Origin of the sequence: Spirillospora sp. NPDC048911, assembly GCF_043198015.1 — a bacterium.
Classification (GTDB): Bacteria; Actinomycetota; Actinomycetes; order Streptosporangiales; family Streptosporangiaceae; genus Spirillospora.
In genome coordinates this window covers 1-20,293 of record NZ_JBICUD010000010.1, presented here as the reverse complement: position 1 = coordinate 20,293, position 20,293 = coordinate 1, and the positions used below count along the sequence as shown (strand labels likewise).

Sequence of the window (20,293 nt, the reverse complement as noted above, 5' to 3'; positions counted from 1 at the left end):
ACGGAGGCCGGGGTGACGGAGCTCAGTCGTCGGCGGGTGTTGCAGATCGGCACTGCTGCGGGGGCGGGGGCGCTGCTGGCCCCCGGGCCTGCGGCGCGGGCCGAGGTGCGACCGTTCGCTGGCAGCGTCGCCTTCCGGCCTCGCTTCCGCTGGTGGTGGCCGGACGGGCTGGTGGACCCCCGCGAGATCCGGCGGGAGATCGACCAGATCGCCGACGCCGGGTTCGGCGGGGCGGAGATCGTGGCCGTGCACCATAGTGTCCGCGACAAGTCCGTCCTGGATCCGGCGGGGCATGGGTGGGGCGGGGCCTCCTGGAACGCCGGCGTTGAGGCGGCGCTGGACCAGGCCCGGCGGCGCGGCATCACGGTCGATCTGACGATCGGACCGGCCTGGCCAGCGGCCGTGCCCACGCTGACGCCCGACAGTCCGGCGGCGGTGCAGGAACTCGCGTACGGGAGTGTGACCGTCGGCGAGGGGCAGACGTACAGCGGGCCCGCGCCCGAGCCGGTGAGCCCGCCTGCGGCGGGGGTGACCACCCGGCGGCTGGAGGCCGTGCACGCGGTGCGGATCGATGCCGCCAACTCGACGCGTAAGGAGATGGGGCTTTCTCGTACTTCTTGGCGGGAGCTCACTGTCCGGGACGGTGTGGTCGAGTGGACTGCGACCGAGGGCGACTGGGTGTTGTTGTCGTACTGGCGGCGCGGCAGCGGGCAGCGGCCGGAGTCCGGGCCGCACTCGGCGCCTGACTGCGTGGTGGTCGACCACTTCAGCCCGGCGGGAACGAAGGCCGTCATCGGGTTCTGGGAGTCGGCGCTGCTCACGCCGAAGATCCGACGTCTGCTCAGGCAGGCCGGTGGAACCCTTTTCGAGGATTCGATCGAGCTGGAGACCAAGGCCCTCAACTGGACCCCGGACCTTCCCGAGGAGTTCGAGAAGCGCCGCGGCTACGCGCTGTGGCCCTACCTCCCGGTGATCGTGCGCAAGAACGAGAACCCCGTGCATGCGTATGAAGCCAAGATCACTGCGCAGGTCAGGCACGACTTCTGGCTGACCGTGTCTGATTTGTTTAACGAGCACCACTTCGCGGCTCTGACGAAGTGGGCGCACTCGATCGGGCTGAAGATGCGCGCCCAGCCGTACGGCTTGGAGACCGACGCTATTCGGAGCGCCTCGATCGTCGATGTTCCCGAGGGTGAATCGCTCGGCTTCCGCAACCTTGACGACTACCGCGCGTTGGCCGGTGGCCGTGACATGGCGGGGCGCACTGTTCTGTCGTGCGAGGCAGGGGCTTACCAGGGCGGCGCGTACAACACGACGTGGAAGAAGCTGCTGCGCACCATGGGCGGCGCCTACGCCGCCGGGCTCAACCAGACCGTCCTGCACGGTTTCTCCTACGCGACCGCGCCCGGCGTCGCGTGGCCCGGTTTCGCCGCGTTCACCCCCTACAACGGCACCGTCGGCTTCTCCGAGTCGTGGGGGCCGCGCCAGCCGAGCTGGCGGCACGCGCCGGATATCGCCGCGTATCTGGGCCGTGTCCACCAGACCATGCAGACCGGGGTCAATCGTGTCGACATCGCGGTGTTCCGCCAGAAGGGCTACACCAAGACCGGAATCGGCTCGGCCTGGGTGACCGCGGCAGGTGTTCCGCTTGGGTGGACCCACCAATTCGTGAGTGCGCCGTTGCTTGAACTGCCCAGCGCGACCGTCTCGGGAGGACGGCTGGCGCCCCGGGGGCCCGGCTACAAGGCGATTTTTGTGGAAGGTGACCGGTTCGCCGGGATGGAACGCACCATGCCGCTGGACACCGCGCGGCGGCTGCTCCGGCTGACCAAGGCGGGGCTGCCGCTGGTCTTCCTCGGCGACTGGTCCGGTGCCACCGTGCCCGGCGTGCCCGCGGACGGGGAGAACGAGAAGCTGCGAGCCGTCCTCGCCGAGGTGTTCGCCCGGCCCACCGTCCGCCAGGTCGCGGCCGAGGCCGACGTGCCGGGCGCGCTCGCCGCGCTCGGGGTCACGCCCGACGTCCGGTACGCGGCGAGCTCGACGTTGCTCAACGCGCACCGGGTCTTGGACGGCAAGGACCACTACTACCTGGTCAACGGCAAGCACGCCGAAACGGTCAAGCCGCCGGTCGCGCCCATCGACCACGACGTCACCCTGACCCGGACGGATCGCCGGGCGGTCCCCCACCGGCTCGACCCGTGGACCGGCGAGCTCGAACGCGTCGCGGTGTACCGGGCCGACGGCGACCGGGTCACGCTTCGCGTCGCGCTGCGTCCCGCCGAGGCGACGATCATCGTGCTGGCGCGGCCGGGCCGTGGCGGCCCGCACGCCACCGCGACCGATGCCCCCGAGATCCGGTACGACGGCGGACGCCCGGTGCTCCGGTCGACGGCCGCCGGGACGTTCACCACGACCCTCTCGACCGGCCGGACCGTCCGCACCACCGTCGGCCCGCTGCCCGCGCCGCTGACCCCGGCCCGCTGGCGGCTCAAGGTGGAGGACTTCCGCCCCGGCGCCACCCCGACCGAAACCGAGATCGTCCGCCACGACCTGGCGCTGGACGGCCTCAAGCCCTGGCCCGACATTCCGGAACTGGCCGACGTCTCGGGCATCGGACGCTACATCACGACCGTCGACCTGGACGCGGCGTGGCGCGGCGCCTATCTGGAGCTGGGCGAGGTGTTCGACACCTGCCGGGTCACGGTCAACGGACGCCGGCTGCCGCCCGTCAACCTCTTCAACCCCGTCGTCGACGCCGGCCCGTACCTGCGGCGCGGCACCAACACCATCGAGATCGAGGTGGCGACCACCCTCAACAACCGGCTGCGCGTCTCCGACCCCGGCGTCTACGGTGGCGCCGGCCGCCAGCCGTACGGCCTGACGGGCCCGGTCCGGCTCGTCCCGTACGGCGAACGGCCGGTCTCATAGGCGGCGCCGCAGTTCCTCGATCTCCTCCATCGCCTCTCGTGAGGCGTCCACCTCATCGTCGTCGATGGATCCGGCACCGCGGTTCCACGGTTGCATGATCTCCCACTCGTCCAGGTGGTGACGGTCGGCGAAGTGCTCGTGCAGGACTTCGAGCAGGGACGTTCCGCAGTAGGTGATGTCGGACGCGGCCAAAGCTTCGGCCTCGTCGCCGTAGGGAGTGCAGGGAACGCCGTAGGTACTGGAGCGGCCTTCGCCGAGGTCGCTGAGGCGGTAGCAGATCAGCAGGCCGCCGTGCCGGGCGGCCGGCGGTGCTTCGATGTCGCCGTGCGCGTGCCGGTAGTCGGTGTAGAGCGACAGCAGCGGGAGGAGATCGGGATCCAGGGCGAGGATGCGCTTCTCGAACCGAGCCCCTGGGCCCGGCCGCAGCGGCGGCCCGCCCTTCTCCAGAGGGACGGCCAGTTTCCATGGCTGGTCGGTGAAGTCCGCCACGAGATCCGGATAGACGTCGGCGAGCAGGAAGAACTCGTCTGGAAAGCCGACCCCGTAGCACTCGCGCAGTACCTCGCGCGGATCCTTTCCGGCCTTGTACAGCGCCCGCGCGAGGAGGGCCATCGAGTGGAAGTCCGCGCGCGAGGCCGCCGCGCGCAGACGTGGAATCGAGTCCTCTTCGTGCGGGAGGGTCTCGTCCCGGTCGGGGAGCCAGCGGCGTAGCCGGGCGAGGACGGGTTCGATCGCGGCCCTCGACCTGGCGTCGGCGGCGCGGTCGTCGCCCCGGCTGGACCCCTCGCGCTCCTTCAGCCAGCGCTCGACCTCGACGTGGTAAGTGAGCAGGGCGTCCAGCAGGGACGCGCCGCACCGCTCCACACCGGCGTCGAGCTCGAACGGCGAGATGCCGAAGACCGTGGAACGGCCGGCGCGGAGTTCGCTCAACCGGTAGCAGAGCACCATGCCGCCGTGGGTCGCGTGGCGGCTTTGGAGGTCCACCAGGGGAACCAGATCAGGGTCGTGGGCGAGGATCTGCTCCTCCGACCATTCATCGAGCCGTGTGTGCGCCGCGGCCTCGCCCCGGCGGGGCGGTCTGGCCATGAGCCAGGGCTGGACGGTGAAGTCGAACGCTCCCTGCTCGTCGAGCAGGTGCTCCGCGATCAGGAAGAACTCGTCCGGGAAGTCGGCCTTGAAGCATTCGCGCAGGACGTCGCGGGGGCTCGACCCGGCGGCGTACAGCACCCGGGCCAGGCGGGCCATCGTGCGGGAGTCCGAACGCGACGCCGCGGATCGAGCGTGGGCGAGGGTGACGGCGGACGGGGCGGCCGGCCTTTCGTCGCGCGTCGACCCTTCGTCATGCGCTGGCTGTTCGTCGCGCGCTGGGTCTTCGGGCTTCTCGAAATCGTGCGGGCTGCAGGGCATCTGCCGTTTCTTGCAGGTGTCGATGCCGCCGAGGGCCCGCAACCGGCGGACCAGGTCGCTGGTGTGGCGCATTCCCCGTGGCGCCGCCTCCATCGCTGCATGCAGCGGCGTGTGGCCCATGTCGTCGAAGGCGTTGACGTCCAAGCCCGCCGCCAGGAGCCGCGGAAGCAGAGCCTCGTGGTCGAGGACGGGGAGGAGATGCAGCAACGACTGGCCCCGATCGGCGTGCACGGCGGGATCGACGCCGGCGTCCAGAAGCGCGATCACCCCGGGCGAGTCACCGTACTCGGCCCGGCCCAGCAGGTCCTTCTGGTCACCGGACGCGGATGGCGGAGGACCGCTCTGCGGATTCGGCTCCAGTGCGGGAAAGAGTGCTTGCCGAACCAGCGGATGCAGATCGTCCGGCTCCAGGTGGCCGAACCGGAGCAGATCGAAGTCGACCGGGTGCCGGTATTCGGGCGTGGACAGGAATCGCTGCTCGTCCGGGCCGGCATACCGGTGCCGCATCGACACCGCCCCGTCGGCCGCGAACGACAGCTGGAGAGTGGGCGACCCCGAATACTCCCGGTACTCGTCCAGCCAGATCTCCTCGGGCCCGCCCCCGCCCGATGGCGCCCACGCCGAATCCAGCACGCCCCGGGCCTCGGCGACCAGGCGTTCCAGGGCGATCGGCGGCCAGATCCGCCAGTCGGCCAGCGCGTCCTCGTCGGCGGTGATCCCGCAGGCCGTCAGGGCCTCGGCGGTGCGTTGGTGATCCCACAGCAGCGTGAGCCACTCCGCGTGGGCGACCGGGTCGTCCGGACGGGGGCCGCCGGGGAGTTCGGCCACGCCGAGGCGGCGGCCGTCGGCGTGGAAGAACGGGATCCGGCCGGCGCCCCCGCACAGGGCCCGCAGGTCGCCGGTGCGCCGGACGTCCCAGAAAGCCGGGTGCAGGCGGTACATCCCGTATCTGCGGAACGGCGGCGCCTCGCCCGTCGTGGCGGTCCGCAGCCGGACGAGCGGACGGGTCGGATCGGCGCCGCGCCCACGTTCGATCGTCAACGTCACGTGGCCCTCGCCGCGGACGGGATACCGCCGGAGCACACCGATCGTGTCGACCACCCCGCCGCGCGGCGCGAGCATCCGCGGGACGTTCCAGAGCAGCAGATCCGGGGCGAGGTGGAGCAGGTCGTCGGCGACCTGATCGGCGATCTCCTGCCCATGGGCCCCGGCGGCGACGAGATCGACGTCCAGTTCGACGTCGGCGGCCTCGCAGGCACCGGCGGTGTCCCCCGCCAGCCGCCGTTCCGTGGCGGCCTCGATCGACCACCGCGGCACCCCGTACCGGCGCGCCTCCCGATACATCGCCAGGTCCACGTTCATCTCCACGCGGGGATGCTTCTCGACCTCGTGCGCGGACAGCGGATGCAGCGGTTCGCGAGCCATGACCAGATCTTTCCGCATTCGTCCGCCGCACATCCGGAAGATCAACAACCTCCCCTTCTTATGGATCAGTGCACAGATCTTTAGTCTGCGCGCACTGTTGTGTTCGGACCCCCGATGCACTGTGCGCGCTCGAATACGGTGCTTGGCCGACACCCCTTTCTGAGGCGGCGCAGAGGACCACGGCGCCGCCAGTCTTGGGAGGCCACAGATGCGGTTCGAACGAGGTACGTCCTGCAAGCGGCGTGGCACGCGAAAGCCGAGGTGGCGAGGAGTGTCGGCTGCCGCGTCGCTGGTGGCGGGCGTCACCGCGGTGGTCTGCGGCGCGACCGCCGCGCAGGCTGACGCGGCCGGCGCGCAGGCCGCCCCGGCGGCACCGAACGCGATCGGCCGGACATGGGCGTCGGCGATCGAAGGCAACGGCGTGATCGTCGGATCGTCCTCCGAGCGGGCGGTGCGATGGGAGACCGACGGGCGGATCACCGTCCTCGACGGCCTGTACGAACCCGCCGGCGCCTACGCCAACGAAGCCAACGAGTCGGGCGTCGTCGTCGGCGACTCCGACCTCGAATTCACCGTCAACTTCCACGCCGTGCGCTGGAACGCCAACGGGCAGATCACCGATCTCGAGCCCGGCGTGGACAATCTCTCCAGCGCCACCGACGTCAACGCCTCCGGCGACGCGGTCGGCTGGTCGTGGGAGTACGGCGCGCTCCGCTGGAGCCTGAACGGGCAGCGAACCGTCCTGCCCCTCCTGCCGGGCGGCGTCGACGGCGGCGCGTGGGGCGTCAACGACGACGGCCAGATCACCGGATGGAGCGACGCCGACGCCACCGGGACCCGCGGGAGGGCGGTGCGCTGGAGCCCCACCGGAACCGTCACCCCGCTCGACGCCGTCCCCGGCGAGACGTCCTCGTGGGGCGGCGACATCAACGGATCCGGCACCGTGGTCGGCACCGCGACGATCTCCGGCCGGCCGAAGGCGGTGCGGTGGTCGCCCAGCGGGGCCGCCACGCTGCTGGGCACCCTTCCAGGTCACGTCGAGGCCAGCCCGTACCGGATCAACGACAGCGGGGTGGCGGTGGGCACGTCCATCTCCGCGACCAACACCGGCACCCCGGTGCGCTGGGACGCGAACGGAACGATCACCGCGCTCCCCCTGCTGCCCGGCAGCTCGGGCGGCAACGCGGCCGGCATCAACGACGCGGGCGTCATCGTCGGTGACGCGAACGTCAACGGCGTCCTGCACGCCGTCCGCTGGAACCTGGACGGGACAGTCGAGGATCTCGGCGGCCTGCCGCCGCGTTCGGCGCGTGCGGCGACCCGTAGCCCGAGCCGCGCCAACCCCTGCGTCACGGGCGCGCGCCGGCACTCCCCCGCCACCTCTGGCACCTGCGCCGAGCACGCCGTCCGCCCCTGAACCAGCGTCCGCCTGACAAGCCCGCGCGGGCCGGTGCCAGCTCCCCACCGGCCCGCGCTACCCCCCGGGTGAAAGGCGTGATGAACGGTTTCCGGCGGGTACGACCTCGGCATCGCGAATCAGGGCCGGGAGGGGATGAGCATGGACGGCTCGGGGGAGAGCATCGTCGAGGACGTCGTGCCCGCACAGGATCTGTCGGGCATCGTGGGGCATCGCTTCATCTACACGTACGCCAACGGCTGGCGGTACGAGATGTACGTCAAGAACGCCACGACCATCGACTACCGCATCCACAGCGGGATGGTCGGCGGTCGCTGGGTCAAAGACCAGGAGGTGGATCTGGTCCGGCTGGACGACGACGTCTACAAGGTGTCGTGGAACGAGCCCACGGGCACGTCGGTCAGCGTCAACGTGCTGCCCGCCAAGCGCCTGCTGCACGGGGTCATCTTCTTCCCGCGCTGGGTGGAGGACGATCCCGGACGAACGGTCCTGTTCCAGAACGACCATCTCGACGAGATGCGCGCCCTGCGCGACGCGGGCCCCACCCACCCGATCGTCACCGTGCCGGAGTTCGCGAAGATCACCCTCTTCGAGAAGGTCGGCGAGGACGACGAGGAGGTCATCTCCGTCGCCCCTGGTGATCTGCCGCCCGATTTCGCCGGACGCACGAACTGACGGCCTCCGAACCGCTGGCCTTGACAAAGTAAGGCTCAGCCTGGCGACCCCCTGGAACGGCATGCAACCGAAATGCCCTCTTACGAGTCTTATGAGTGGGGGTGGGTTGCCGTAGGGGGCGCCGATGCAATTCATCGAGTCGAGTGTCATCGGCGTGCGGTCGGCCGTCCTGACTCTGGGACGGCGGACGTCCGCATTGCGCTTCGTGCTCTTTCCGATGGTCCATGTGGGCGAGCAGAGCTTCTATGACCAGGTCGCCGGGCGCGCCGCCGGCTGCGCCCTCATCGTGGCCGAGGGCGCGCGGGCCGGCAGCGCTCCGGTCCAGGAACGGATCGCGAGGCTCCGCTGGGACGGGCTGATCGATCAGACGGCGGCCCTCGACCTGGAGTCGCTGGGAGTCCCGGTCATCTTCGAGAGCGCGACGGACGAGCCCGAGCCCGAGCGGACCGGAACCGAACGGCTGCTGGACACCGCCGTGGATTCCGCGGCCGCGGTGGGCCTGCGGCTGCTCGGCCGCTACCGGGACCCGCGCGGCATGTCGAGCCTGGACGAGGCCGACGTGCACGACGACCGCTGGGTGCGGGGCCGGATGGCGCGCGCGATACGCAAGAGGGTCATCGACGACCGTGACGAACGGCTGGTCGCGACCCTCGGAGAGATCCACCGCAAGCGCCATGACGACTCGATAGACGTGGCCGTCGTCTGGGGCGCCGGACACATGTACGCCGTCGTCAGCGCCTTGCGCAGCGAGTTCGGCTACTACGTCCAGGACGCCGAATGGCTCGTCGTCCGCAACGGCTGACGGCGCGGCTCAGGCTCTAGCCCATACCTATGCAAAAGAGGACACTCTCCTCATGGGCCACGGGCGTTACCTGATCGGACCGGACGGTCTGCGCGTCGACGTGATCGTCCTGGACGACGCCCAGCTGACCCTGGCCCGCAACTGGTGCCCGCGCGCCCGCAAGGGCCAGGAGCTCTACCTGGTCACCCGGCACGGCGCCCTGCTGGCCTACTGCGCCGACATCGAGGAGCTCACCGAGGTCGCGGGCGATCTCAGCCGCCTCCACGGCCCCGCCGCTGGCGAGGACGTCGGCTAGCGGTCGGCCTCCACGACGCCCTGCGGCCAGCGACCGCATCGTGACGCTCCGCACTGCGCGGATGTGCAGCAAGTGTGCGCAGATAGTCAACGACGCGGCCCGGCGGTGCGAGCATCATGATCACTCTCGCGGGCGTCGTTGATTGAGGGATCGAATGCGTGACGAAGTACTGTCGATTTTTCCGGCGGATCCCTACTGGCAGCCCGAGCAGGACGCCGCGGACGGCGCCGCCGCGCTGGCGACGGCCCTCGCGGTTCCCGACGGCATGGACGTCACCTGGTACGAGACGCTCACCGTGATCCCCCGCGGCGAGAAGCTGGTACAGATCGAGTGCCCGCTGTGCGGCGCTTCGGTCGACACCGAATGGTGGTCCGGCCGCCTGGACGCGCACTTCTCCGGCCGCACGACCGTCGACGTCCGGGTCCCCTGCTGCGGCGGCCGGACGACGCTCGACGCGCTGCGCTACGACTGGCCGTCCGGCTTCGCCCGTTTCGAGATCACCCTCTGGAACCCGAAGCGAACCTGGTTCGACGAGGAGGAGCTGGCGGCATTGTCGAACGCGCTCGGGCATCCGGTGCGGCAGGTCAGAGCCCACATCTGACTTCCAGCGCGGGCCAGGTCAAGGCCTTCCGGACGGTGGTGCCGCCGTGGTCAGGTCAGGTTCCACAGGCGGACGCTTCGGTCCTGGCTCGCGCTGGCCAGTGCCGTGCCGTTGGGATGGAAGGCGAGCGCCTGGACGCTGCCGGTATGGCGTTTGAGGATGCGGTTGACCTGGCCGGTGCCCACGTCCCACACGGTGATCTCCTCGGCCGCCGGATCTTCGGCGCGGGAAGCGCTGGCCAGAAGCTTGCCGTCGGGGCTGAGGGCGATCGGGCCGGAGGAGTTCCCCCTGCCGGTGAAGTCGCGGATCTTGTTGCCGGTGGCGAAGTCCCAGAGCGCCACGGGGCTTGTGTCGCTGCTGGCGGCCAGGAACCGCCCGTCCGCGCTGAGCGCGATCGCGTGGACCGGCCCCGACGCTTTGGCGAACGTCCGGACGAGCGCACCGTCGGCCACGTTCCACTGACGTAGGGTGCGGCCACCGCCGACCAGCCCGCGGCCGTCCGGTGTGAAGGCCAGCGCGGCGCCGGCCTGCCCGGTGAGCGAACGGATGATTCTGCCGGGGGTGACGTTCCAGAGGAGTGCCTTTCCGTCGCGTCCGTCAGTGGCCAGGTAGCGCCCGTCCGGGCTGCAGGCCAGCGCGGAGAGCCCGGAGTCGAACCCGGTCCGCCGTTGGGTGGCGATGCCGCGGAGCTGCCGGCCCGTGTCCAGGTTCCAGATCCGGACGAGCTCCGCGCCGGTGGTCATGGTCTTGCCGTCCGCGCTGAAGGCCATCGAGACCAGCGGGTAGGTGTGGCCCTCCAGCGACCGGACGCGTTGACCGGTCATCGCGTTCCACACGAGGATGAGGCCGTCGGCGCCGCCGCTGGCCAGGATCGCGCCGTCGGGACTGAACGCCACGCCGGTGACCTCGGCGCCATGCCCGGCCAGCGCCCCGTCGAAGACCTTCTTCGCCGGTTGCGGGCTCGATTTCGGAGTGTTCTTGGGCCCGGCCTTCGCACCGTCGTCTCGCATGGACACGATGACGGCCGGAACGGCGACCGCGGCGCCCGTGCCGACGACCCCGGCCAGCAGGAAACGGCGGCGCGGCATCGAGCCCGGCCGCGTCGTCTCCGGGCCACCGGCCGGCGCGCCTCCGCTGGTCGTCGTTCCAGCGTGTGGCGGGACGGCGTGTGGCGGGACGGCGTGTGGCGGGACGGCGTGCGGCGGGACGGCGGTGGAGGGCACCGTCGCGGGGAGGCGGAGGGCGCCGCCCGAGCCGGAGAGCCAGCCCAGCAGGTCGGCGGCGGACGGGCGGTCGGCCGCGTTCTTGGCCAGGCAGGCCGCGATCAGCCCGCGCAGGTCATCGGGAAGCATTTCCAGAGCGGGCTCGGTCGTGACGATCCGGTGAACGATCGCCGGGATGGTGGCGGCGGCGAAGGGACTGCTGCCGGTGGCCGCGAACATGAGCACCGCGCCCAGCGAGAAGACGTCGCTGGCAGGCCCGATGTCACCGGCGTGAACCTGTTCCGGGGACATGAACGCGTACGTCCCGAACACCGCGCCGCTCTCGGTGAGCACGCTCGCGTCGTCCAGGCGCGCGATGCCGAAGTCGATGATCCGTGCCCCGTCGCCGGCCATGATCACATTGCCCGGTTTGAGGTCGCGGTGCACCAGCCCGCACGCGTGGATCGCGGCCAGGCCCTCGCTGAGCTGGGCGGCGAGGGCGCGCACGTTCTCCGGGGAGAACGGCCCGGCCTCCTTGACCAATTGCTGCAGGGAGGGACCGGGGATGTACTCGGTCACCATCCACGGCGGATCGGCGTCCGGCGCCGCCTCCACGACCTGCGCGGTGTGGAACCCGCCGACCCGCTGCGCCGCCGCGACCTCGCGGGCGAAGCGGCGGCGCGCGTTGGGGCTGTCGGCGAGCTCGGGCCTGATGACCTTCACCACCACCTCGCGGCCCCCGGGCGAGCCCGCCAGGAAGACCTCGCCCATGCCGCCGGCACCGAGCCGGCCCTGCAGGCGGTACGGGCCGATCTGCCGCGGATCGTGCGGTCGCAGCGGGTCCATCGTCCCCCTCGAAGAAGCGCCGAAGGGGATCATGCTAGGGCCACAAAGCCGACAAGGTCGGCGGAAACAACCGCACGGCGGGGGGCGACGCGGCCTCGCGGCGGTTCTGACGTGGTCGGCGCGCCAGGCGGTGGGCCGGCGATCGTTCAGTCGCGGGCGCGTTTCTCGATTCCGAGGGTCAGCTTCACGTTCTGATCCTGGAGGTTCCACTGCCCGTCCTGGGAGGCCTGGTTACTGATCCAGAACACCAGCGCTCGAGTGTCGGGGAAGCGGGCGAATTCACCGTACGACCAGTCATTGCCGCCGTCATGCTCGATGATGCGGCGGCCGCCGGAAAGGGTGATGGCCCAGCCGTATCCGTAGAAGAGCGTGCCGCCATGCCATTCGCCGCCGCGTATGTGCGCCTTGAACATCTTGCGCTTGGCGGACGCGGACAGAACCTCGTCGCCCTCCAGGGCGCGGTGCCAGCGGAATATGTCGCGCGGCGTCGACAGCATGCCGCCGTTGCCGCGAAGGAACCAGTAGGGGCCGTCGGCGGTCCACGGATGTTCGTATGGTTTGCCCTGCGGTTTTCCGTGCTCGTCGTACTCCACCGCGATCTGGTCACGTTCCCATCGCGGCAGCACGTACCCCGTCCGTGTCATTCCGGACGGCGCGAAGAGATGTGTGGCGAGGAACTGTTCATAGCCGACGCCCGAGACCTTCTCGATGATCGCCGCGAGGAGGCTGTATCCGGCGTTGGAGTAGTGGAACTCCGCTCCGGGCTTGGACTGGAGCTTGGACTTCAATACCGCGTCCAGCATGACCTCGCGAGAGGCCGGATCGTAGTCGTCGCCCCCGGTCGCCTCGTCGTCGAAGCCGGCTGTGTGCGTCAGCAGGTGGTGCACCGTGATGTGCCGCTTGTCGGCGGGCACCGGGCCGAGAAACGTGCTGATCGGGTCGGTGACCCGCAGCCTGCCCAGCATCTCCAGCTTCATGATTCCGGCGGCGGTGAACTGCTTGGTCATCGACATGATGTCGTAGGCGGTATCGCAGCTCGCTGGAATCTTCTTCGCGCGATCGGCGAGCCCGAATCCCTTGCAATGCACGAGCCGGCCATTATGGGCCGCGACGACCGTGCCGCCAGGCCCCTTCGGCATGGCCTTGTCCAGGAAGCTTTGAATGGACGGATCGGCGGGCTCGTGCGACGGTGCCGCGCTCGGGCGGTCAGCGCCCTGAAGGGCGGCGTTACCCGGATCCCGGGCCACCCCGCAGGCGCTGACCGCGCTGATCGCGACGGCCGCTACCGCGACCGTTCTCACATCTCGGAAACAACGATTGGCGTTCACGCTCCGGAACGCTACGGAGAACGCCGACCGGCGTCGTCCCCCCGCCGAGCGAACGCGGCGTCCCTCTTCCAGGGGACGCACGCACCGGATCGGCGGCAGCGAACGCCGTCAGACGCCCTCCATGTCAACGCGGGAGAATGGAACGGTCGAGAGTGCCGGACTCCGCCTCGGCCAGGCAGATGACCTTGCGCATGCCCGCCTCCCATTGCGACTTCGTCGGACTCACGTACTGCCATTCGACGCGCGCCGACGGCTCGCGCTTGCCGAAGATGGAGTCGATGCGTTTCTCGCACCCCTCCCAGGCCTTTTTCTTCGCAGCTTTGTCACCCGGCCAACGCGGCCCCCAGGTGACCTCGTGGGTGGCGATGACCTGAACCTTGTGGGGTTCGGTGCACGCGATGGTGCGCAGCAAGCCTTCGTTCGTCCATTTCCGAAGGCACTGGCCCTGCCGGACGTCCTGCCACGCCGTGAGGTCGCGGTCGATGGTGTCGGTGAGAGCGGAGGTCAGCAGGCCGCCGCCGGTGTATCGCATGATGCACACCACGCTCCGGTCGCCGTCGTCCCAGGCCAGTTTGTCGGGCGAGGACGCGTAGAGGTCGAGGTCGTCCACGTAGCGGCTCCGGTCGTAGACCGTCCCGATCTCCTTCTCGCATACCGCTTCGGCCTGCCGCTCGGTCTCGGCCCTGCCGGGGAACGAGCCGTCAGGGAGCTTGACCTTGGCGACGACCTCGCCGTCATGGGGCTTGGAGCAGGGCAACGCCGTGACGAGGATGTTCGTGGCGTCCGCGCCGAAGCCGGTGAAGCAATCGCCCACCTTCAGGGTCGAGACGAGGGCCTTGCCGCTCTTGCTGATCCGGCCGGCTTCGTCGCGATCCGGGACGAAGGAGTACGCGGCGACCACGACGGCCACGATGCCGACCACCCAGGCCGCGGCGGCTGCGAGACCGCCGATGGCCAGGCCCTTCCCCTTCTCGTTCCGGCGCTTGATCTGCACGAGCGCGGCAATGGCGAAGCCCACCGCGAAGACGACCCCACCGGCAAGCCCGACGACCAGCGCGACGATGGCGAGCCGGTTGGTCTTCGGCGCGACCGGCGGCTGGTAGGCATACGGACCAGAGACAAACGGACCAGGCATGGCCGCTCCAGGCACATATGCGCCGGGTACGTATGCGCCGGGGGCGGAAGCGCCAGGCGCATATACGCCCGGTGTGGATACGCCCGGCGTGGACGTCCCAGGGATGGGCTGGCCGGGGACGGATGCGTCGGGCATGGGCAGACCGGGCTCGGACGTGCCGGAGTCGGACGCGCCAGGCTCGGACGTGCCGGAGTCGGACTGGCCTGGAACGGAGGGGTCGGAAGCGGATGGAGCGGGCGGGGTCGGCGGTCCGGCGGGGTCGGCGGCGTCGGGCGAGACCCAGGCGTTCTCGTCACCGTCTAGTGGCACAGTCACAAGGTGGAACGATATGGGACGTAATAGAGCGAAATGGACGGCGTTGCGAGGTTGTGATCGTCCGGCCCCTGAGCACCGGAGGCGTTCGTACATCGGGAGCTCCGACTCCCGCGCCGTTCACGTCGGGCTCGCGCCTCCACCCGGTCGGGACGTCCAGCTCAAGGGGGGACCTCCACGTCGAAACCGTCCGCGGTGACGCCGTGCTCGGGGGTGGGATGGAGGTCGAGTTCGGCGGCGAGGCGTGCGACAAGGGCGCGGTCGTCGGCCTGGAGGTGCTCCTTGCGGAGGCCGGGCGAGAGCATCCACTCCAGGCCGGCGCGGGGCACGGGCATGACGATCAAGCTCTCAGTACCCGCCCATCACCGCGACCGGTGCCGGCCGGACGGCGCCCCGCCGCCCTTCGAGCGAGAGGACGGGGCGCCCCGGTGTGAATCGATGCCGTCGGCCACCGTTGCAAAGGGCTCCGATGGCCGACGACGTTATCGCGCTACTTGATGGGCTTGAGCTTGGAGTAGCGGATCAGCGGCGCATCACAGTAGCCGCCGGTGCCCTTGTCGAAGTCGAACCAGAAATTGATGGCGTTCTCGCCGATGGCTCCCCTGCCGATGGACGGCCGCTGGATCTGCTTGCCCTTGTGCCACTTGTTGTCCTCGATGGCCTTCCATCCGGTGTACCCGGGGCCACCGGACAGGCGCCAGTTGTCACCGCTCTCGTGAACGGCCGGCAGCGACTTGACGCTCGAGTTCTTGTGGTTGCCCTTGGTCTTCTGGATGGCGTAGCCCCATTCCACGACCGTGACGAGCGGACGCTTCTTGGTGGGCTTGCCGGCGGTCTTGATGTAACCCTTTCCCCAACGGCCCTTCGCCTTGCACTGGGTGTAGGCGACATGCGTGGCCTTACCGGCCTTGGCCACGGTGACCTTGCCGGCCTCCACCTCGACGGCGGCGGACGGGGCGGCGGCGGACGGGGCGGTGGAGGCCACCGCGGAGGCGGAGGCCACCGGGGCGGCCGCCACGAGGCTCGCCGTGGTCAGCGCGGCGGCGGAGAGGGGCACAAGCTTCTTCAGCGACACGTGTGTGCCTTCCTGGAAAGGAGATGGGGACTGGGCGCCGTCACAGATAATCACCGACGATCCCTGGGATCGCCGCGATCGACGGCAACTTGATTATCGAGAATCAAGATCCGTTGCCCATAGGCCCCTTGGCACTATTCACATCGTCCCTGAAACCCACACCCGAAGGCCAAAAAGCAGTGTCATTCCGATCGGCTCGCCGGTCACGGCGTCTCCACATGGCCCTCGTTCGCCATTATTAGCGGCGAATTAACTATTACTTCATTCAGATTTCTCTTGAGTCATCTGGCGAGGATTGGCGAGAGTCGCCCGCGATAATCTGCGAGGCGCAACGCCAAAAATGGCCCGGCGGCATCTTGACATCCGCTTGCCGCGATGCATATTCGCAATGGCCCGCGTCCCGAGGCGGCAGGCACCTGGCGTGGCACCTGCCGCCTCGGAGAGCGCTTCAGTGGCGGACGTCCTGGACGGCGCTCACGCCTTCGCCTCCTTCGGGACGCCGCCGACGTTCGACGCGTGCGCCTCCGCGCCGTTGCCGTTCGAGGTCTGGGGCTTCGGCGCGCGGGCCAGGCCGAGGACGGGGTCGGTGGTGACGTACACGCCGTCCAGGTCGGCGGAGAGCCGGCTCGGGTCGGACGGATCGGCCCACAGGTCCCGCAGGGGCTGCATGTCGACGCCGAGGGTGCCGGACACGCGGTGCTCCCCCGCGGTCCGCTGGGCCTGGTCCGCCGCGACGATCAGTTCGTCCGTCATGATGCGGGTGCTGACGTCCGAGACCTCCCGCATGTCGGTGTTGCCGGAGATGATTTCCATGAACGAGTGGATCGGCGGCCGGTCGGCGTGGTCGGCCAGTACCAGCCGCTGCGCCTGCCAGAAGTAGGAGTCCTTGCCGTCGTAGCGCTGGTAGAGGTGGGAGACCAGCGTGATGAGGCGTGCGTAGGCGCGCCGGTAGGCGTACTCGAAGAACGACAGCGCCTCCTCTTCGGACAGGTCGCCGTTCAGCGCCGAGTTGACCGCCGCCGCGCCGGTGAGCGCGCTGTAGAGGGCGAGGTGCACCCCGGTCGACAGCAGCGGGTCCAGGAAGCACGCGGCGTCGCCGATCGCGACGTACCCCGGCCCGCTGAACGCGTCCGCCACGTACGAGTAGTCCTGCTCGGCGCGGACGTCCTCGACCTGCGTGGCGCCTTCGACGATCGGATCGAGCGTCTCGCAGGACCGGATCTGGTGCAGGTAGTACTCCTGCAGCGACGCGAACTTGGGACGCTCCTCAGCGAAGAGGTCCTTGTGCGTGACGTGACCGATGCTGATCTCGCCGCCCGCCAGCGGGATGACCCAGAACCAGCCGCCGTCGGTCGAGATCGAGTTGACCGAGCCCTCCGGCGACCCCGCCAGGATCTCGGCGTCCTTCCAGTACGACCAGGTGGCGACGTTCTGGAAGACGTCGTGCTGCTGCCGGTTGTCGAAGTGTCCCTTGGTCAGGACGCCGGTGCGGCCGGAGGCGTCCACCAGGAAGTCGAACTCGGTGACGCGGACGTTCTCCGGGTCGTCGCGGTGCACCCATTCGGCGGCGACGGCCCGTCCGTCCTCGAAGACGATCCGCTTCACGGTGGCGCCCTCGACGATCTTCGCGCCCTGGTCGGCGGCGTTCCGCAGCAGCTCGTGGTCGAACTCGGCGCGATGGACCTGCCAGGAATGCGCGTCCGGATGCACCATGTTCGGCCAGTCGATCACCCACGCGTCGGTGCCCCAGCGGAAGACGCTCCCCCGTTTGACCTGGAATCCGTGCTTGGCCACGCGGTCGTACGCGCCGGACGCATGGAGCACGGGCACGCACGACAGCAGCAGGGACTCGCCGATGTGGTAGCGGGGGAAGACGGCGCGCTCCAGCAGCAGCACGTCGCGGCCCGCGCGGGCGAGCAGGGCCGCGGCCGTGCTTCCTGCGGGCCCGCCTCCGATGACAAGGATGCGCTCAGACATGGGTGGACCTTTCTTCGAGGAGATCGGCGGCCGGTCGGCTGACGATGCCGAGCAGTGCGGGTGAGGTGACGAGGTCGATGGCGGCGGCGAGGTCGGGGGCGAGATGGCGGTCCGGCCCGGGCCCGGGAACTTCGGTGCGCAGCAGGTCGATCGCGTCCTGGCACGCCGGCGCGGGCCGGTCGGGAGCCCTCAGCTCGACGGCGCGCGCGGCGGTGACGAACTCGATCCCGAGCACGCCCCGGAGCAGCTCCAAAGCTCGGCGTAGCTTGCGGCCCGCCGACCAGCCCAGCGAGACGTGATCTTCCTGTCCCGCGGACGTGGGCGTCGAATCGACCGAGGCCGGAACCGCCAGCCGCTTGAGGTCGGCGACCAGCGACACCTGCGTGTAGTGCGCGATCATGTAGCCCGAGTCGACCCCGGGCCTGGCCGCGAGGAACGGCGGCAGCCCTTGGGACCGCGTCCGGTCGAGCATCCGGTCGGTGCGTCGCTCGGCCATGACGGCGAGGTCGGCGACGACGATCGCGAGGAAGTCCATGGCATGGGCGAGCGGCGCGCCGTGGAAGTTGCCGTTGGACTCCAGACGTCCGTCCACCAGCACCGGGTTGTCGACGCAGGCCGCCAGCTCGCGATCGGCGACTCCCAAGGCGTACGCCAGCGCGTCTCGCGCGGCGCCGTGCACCTGGGGGACGCAGCGCAGGCAGTACGGATCCTGCGTCCCGTCACCATGGACGCGCAGTAGCCCCGACCCGGCGAGAAGGGCACGCAGATGCGCGGCGGCCTGGGCCTGCCCGGCATGTGGCCGCAGCTCTTGAAGCTCAGCGGAGAAGGGCCGGTCCGTGCCATGCAGGGCCTGCAGGCTGAGCGCGGCGGTGAGGTCCGCGACGTCCAGCAACGCCCGCAGGTCGGCCGTGGTCAGAATGAGCATGCCGAGCATGCCCTCCGTCCCGTTCATCAACGCCAGCGCCTCCTTCTGCGCCAGCCGAACCGGACTCAACCCCGCCTCCCGCAACGCCTGAGCGGCAGGCCGCACCCGCCCAGACCTGGCCGACGCGCCGGACGCGGCGAACGTGACCGACGCAGCCGACGCGGCAAGCCCGTTGGACGCGGCCGACGCAACGGACGCAGTCGGCGTAACGGACGCAGTCGGCGTAACCGACGCAGTCGAGGTGACGGACGCGGTGGGGGTGACGGACGCGGGCGGGATGGGATGTGGCTCGCGTTGGACCAGGACGTGGCCGCGGCCGGTGAGCGCGGCGGCCACGGCGGCCAGCGGGGCCAGGTCACCCGAGCAGCCCAGCGATCCGTACTCGTTCACGACCGGGACCAGGCCCGCGTTGAGCAGGCCTGCCAGCGCGCGGGCGATGACCGGGCGGACTCCGGTGCGTCCGGTGGCCAGCGTGCGAAGCCTGAGCAGGGCCATGGCCCGCACGGTCTCGGCCTCGACCGGCGCGCCGACCCCCGCGGCGTGCGAATCGACCAGGGCCTGCTGGATCTCGGCGAGCTGATGCTGGGCGACGCGCTCGTTCATCAGCGCCCCCACGCCGGTGGTCAGCCCGTAGGCGGGGAGTCCCGCGGCGGCCAGGGCCTCCAGCTGCATCCGGCCCATCCCCATGGCGCGCAGCGCGGCTTCGGAGACACGGACGTCGGCGTTGTCGCGCGCTACCGCGATGATCTGGTCACGGGTCAGGGGTCGCGGTCCGATCTCGACCAGAGGGAGGGGCATGGGTTCTCCTCAACGCGGCGGCTTTCGGTGAGGTCGTCGCTGACGTGGATGGTGTGGTCGAGCCTCAGGCAGCGGTCTTGGATCACCAGCGCCCGGCCGGAACGTGTCCATCACTCTCCGGAAGGCATTAACTTCGGCATGAAAAGCGCTGCCGAGCCGGCGGCTCATGTCCACGGCGCGGCCGAGTTGGGAATGGTCATATGTCTCGGCGGCGGCACGGTCCACGGTAAGAACTGGATCCACATTGGATGTGACCGGCAGAAATTGCAGCGCGCCCGCACCCTTGGCTCCTCGCCAGGAAGAGAGCCCGGCGAGCGCAGACGCTCCAGTCTGTAATTGAATGTGTACGCATCCCGGCTTGTGAGATACATCTCTCCTAGCAGGAGGGGCAGCGGCGCCAGCGCGAGGAATTTGCGGGCCACTCTCCCACAAAACCCGCTCTGACCAGGACATTCGCCGTCGAGGCACCTCCGCCGATAGCCGTCGGTCGCCGTGGGTGAACCTGTCGGCACTCTCCTGATATATGACGAGGTATTCGTCCTGACGGGGCCGCTTTCCCGGGACCTGGCATAGCTCGGCGAAATCGCGAAAGAGGCTCATCCGGGCTCCCATGCCTCGGTCCTGACGATCAGTTGCACACGCTAGATCGACACATCACGATGCGATACCTATTCAAACGGATACAATACTGTCACTCCGGCAATCCTCCCTCACTCTGGCGTTCCGTCTTAACATGCAGGGCATCTATCTCAACTTTCCCGCCTGTGTTCGCGGGTTTGAATAGCCAGACATTAAAGTGCCGGGCTGCCGGCGATTGATACGCGCGGTCAGAACCGGGTCACGGCAGAGCGATGGAAGGGTCTTTGGTCCTTTGCGTCAGGTCTGGCACGAGCTGCCGAGATCGGTGGCTCGAGGCGGGGTGTCTTGGTGGGGCTCTGATTCCGGCACCAAGGTCTCTTGCGCCGGCTCCGGCGCTGGCGGAGCTTGGAGTTCATGTTGGGATCCTCTTCGCGTTCCGGGCCAGGACGTCCGGCCGCCCCCGAGCATTCGGCCGCCATCGCGATCTCCGGGCTGGTGAAGACGTTCGGGCGGACCCGGGCGCTCGACGGTCTGGACCTGACCGTCTCGACCGGGGAGGTGCACGG

14 protein-coding genes are annotated in these 20,293 nt (G+C 69.7%); 6 read left to right on the top strand and 8 right to left on the bottom strand.

Annotated elements, in window-relative coordinates; genetic code table 11:
- The first annotated feature begins 12 nt into the window (after nucleotides 1–12).
- Nucleotides 13–2,928, top strand: a complete 2,916-nt coding sequence (locus ACGFNU_RS36890) for a glycosyl hydrolase (protein WP_392601223.1) — start codon at nucleotides 13–15, stop codon at nucleotides 2,926–2,928.
- On the opposite strand, the gene ACGFNU_RS36885 is transcribed toward ACGFNU_RS36890, so the two are convergent.
- On the bottom strand, nucleotides 2,923–5,760 hold the full coding sequence (locus ACGFNU_RS36885) for a hypothetical protein (protein WP_392601222.1): 2,838 nt from the start codon (nucleotides 5,758–5,760) through the stop codon (nucleotides 2,923–2,925). The genes ACGFNU_RS36890 and ACGFNU_RS36885 overlap by 6 nt on opposite strands.
- 271 nt (nucleotides 5,761–6,031) lie before the next feature.
- Between ACGFNU_RS36885 and ACGFNU_RS36880 the strand changes: the two genes are divergently transcribed.
- The 5 genes from ACGFNU_RS36880 to ACGFNU_RS36860 all read left to right on the top strand — a co-directional run bounded on the left by ACGFNU_RS36880 (nucleotide 6,032) and on the right by ACGFNU_RS36860 (nucleotide 9,550).
- On the top strand, nucleotides 6,032–7,177 hold the full coding sequence (locus ACGFNU_RS36880) for a hypothetical protein (protein ID WP_392601221.1): 1,146 nt from the start codon (nucleotides 6,032–6,034) through the stop codon (nucleotides 7,175–7,177).
- Between the two features lie 141 nt (nucleotides 7,178–7,318).
- A complete protein-coding gene (locus ACGFNU_RS36875) occupies nucleotides 7,319–7,852 on the top strand; it encodes a phenolic acid decarboxylase (RefSeq protein WP_392601220.1) in 534 nt (177 codons plus the stop codon).
- A gap of 124 nt (nucleotides 7,853–7,976) precedes the next feature.
- Nucleotides 7,977–8,654, top strand: a complete 678-nt coding sequence (locus ACGFNU_RS36870; protein WP_392601219.1) for a hypothetical protein — start codon at nucleotides 7,977–7,979, stop codon at nucleotides 8,652–8,654.
- A 52-nt stretch (nucleotides 8,655–8,706) separates the two neighbouring features.
- Nucleotides 8,707–8,949 carry a hypothetical protein gene (locus tag ACGFNU_RS36865; RefSeq protein WP_392601218.1) on the top strand — a complete coding sequence of 81 codons (243 nt, stop codon included), beginning with the start codon at nucleotides 8,707–8,709 and terminating at the stop codon, nucleotides 8,947–8,949.
- A 154-nt stretch (nucleotides 8,950–9,103) separates the two neighbouring features.
- Complete coding sequence (locus ACGFNU_RS36860; RefSeq protein WP_392601217.1) at nucleotides 9,104–9,550, top strand: hypothetical protein; 447 nt, start codon at nucleotides 9,104–9,106, stop codon at nucleotides 9,548–9,550.
- Between the two features lie 50 nt (nucleotides 9,551–9,600).
- Here ACGFNU_RS36860 and ACGFNU_RS36855 read toward each other — a convergent pair whose 3' ends face one another.
- The 7 genes from ACGFNU_RS36855 to ACGFNU_RS36825 form a co-directional block, all read right to left on the bottom strand.
- Nucleotides 9,601–11,598, bottom strand: a complete 1,998-nt coding sequence (locus ACGFNU_RS36855; protein ID WP_392601216.1) for a protein kinase — start codon at nucleotides 11,596–11,598, stop codon at nucleotides 9,601–9,603.
- Nucleotides 11,599–11,744: 146 nt separating this feature from the next.
- Nucleotides 11,745–12,737: a serine hydrolase domain-containing protein gene (locus ACGFNU_RS36850; protein ID WP_392601215.1), complete on the bottom strand. Its 993-nt coding sequence runs from the start codon at nucleotides 12,735–12,737 to the stop codon at nucleotides 11,745–11,747.
- A 313-nt stretch (nucleotides 12,738–13,050) separates the two neighbouring features.
- A complete protein-coding gene (locus ACGFNU_RS36845; RefSeq protein WP_392601214.1) occupies nucleotides 13,051–14,061 on the bottom strand; it encodes a septum formation family protein in 1,011 nt (336 codons plus the stop codon).
- A gap of 473 nt (nucleotides 14,062–14,534) precedes the next feature.
- Nucleotides 14,535–14,708, bottom strand: a complete 174-nt coding sequence (locus ACGFNU_RS36840; protein ID WP_392601213.1) for a hypothetical protein — start codon at nucleotides 14,706–14,708, stop codon at nucleotides 14,535–14,537.
- 155 nt (nucleotides 14,709–14,863) lie between these two features.
- Nucleotides 14,864–15,448, bottom strand: coding sequence for a hypothetical protein (locus ACGFNU_RS36835; RefSeq protein WP_392601212.1), 585 nt, complete (start codon nucleotides 15,446–15,448; stop codon nucleotides 14,864–14,866).
- Between the two features lie 474 nt (nucleotides 15,449–15,922).
- Nucleotides 15,923–17,425: an NAD(P)/FAD-dependent oxidoreductase gene (locus ACGFNU_RS36830; protein WP_392601211.1), complete on the bottom strand. Its 1,503-nt coding sequence runs from the start codon at nucleotides 17,423–17,425 to the stop codon at nucleotides 15,923–15,925.
- On the bottom strand, nucleotides 17,418–19,148 hold the full coding sequence (locus tag ACGFNU_RS36825) for a histidine ammonia-lyase (RefSeq protein WP_392601210.1): 1,731 nt from the start codon (nucleotides 19,146–19,148) through the stop codon (nucleotides 17,418–17,420). The genes ACGFNU_RS36830 and ACGFNU_RS36825 overlap by 8 nt, the downstream gene beginning before the upstream one ends.
- Nucleotides 19,149–20,293: the final 1,145 nt, after the last annotated feature.

What these genes read in the sequence shown, in the direction of transcription:
- ACGFNU_RS36840 (WP_392601213.1), bottom strand. Translation starts at nt 14,708, where the DNA reads ATGCCCGTGCCCCGCGCCGGCCTGGAGTGGATGCTCTCGCCCGGCCTC.
- ACGFNU_RS36855 (WP_392601216.1), bottom strand. Translation starts at nt 11,598, where the DNA reads ATGGACCCGCTGCGACCGCACGATCCGCGGCAGATCGGCCCGTACCGC.
- ACGFNU_RS36865 (WP_392601218.1), top strand. Translation starts at nt 8,707, where the DNA reads ATGGGCCACGGGCGTTACCTGATCGGACCGGACGGTCTGCGCGTCGAC.
- ACGFNU_RS36885 (WP_392601222.1), bottom strand. Translation starts at nt 5,760, where the DNA reads ATGGCTCGCGAACCGCTGCATCCGCTGTCCGCGCACGAGGTCGAGAAG.
- ACGFNU_RS36825 (WP_392601210.1), bottom strand. Translation starts at nt 19,148, where the DNA reads ATGCCCCTCCCTCTGGTCGAGATCGGACCGCGACCCCTGACCCGTGAC.
- ACGFNU_RS36830 (WP_392601211.1), bottom strand. Translation starts at nt 17,425, where the DNA reads ATGTCTGAGCGCATCCTTGTCATCGGAGGCGGGCCCGCAGGAAGCACG.
- ACGFNU_RS36875 (WP_392601220.1), top strand. Translation starts at nt 7,319, where the DNA reads ATGGACGGCTCGGGGGAGAGCATCGTCGAGGACGTCGTGCCCGCACAG.
- ACGFNU_RS36860 (WP_392601217.1), top strand. Translation starts at nt 9,104, where the DNA reads ATGCGTGACGAAGTACTGTCGATTTTTCCGGCGGATCCCTACTGGCAG.
- ACGFNU_RS36870 (WP_392601219.1), top strand. Translation starts at nt 7,977, where the DNA reads ATGCAATTCATCGAGTCGAGTGTCATCGGCGTGCGGTCGGCCGTCCTG.
- ACGFNU_RS36845 (WP_392601214.1), bottom strand. Translation starts at nt 14,061, where the DNA reads ATGCCTGGTCCGTTTGTCTCTGGTCCGTATGCCTACCAGCCGCCGGTC.
- ACGFNU_RS36850 (WP_392601215.1), bottom strand. Translation starts at nt 12,737, where the DNA reads ATGCCGAAGGGGCCTGGCGGCACGGTCGTCGCGGCCCATAATGGCCGG.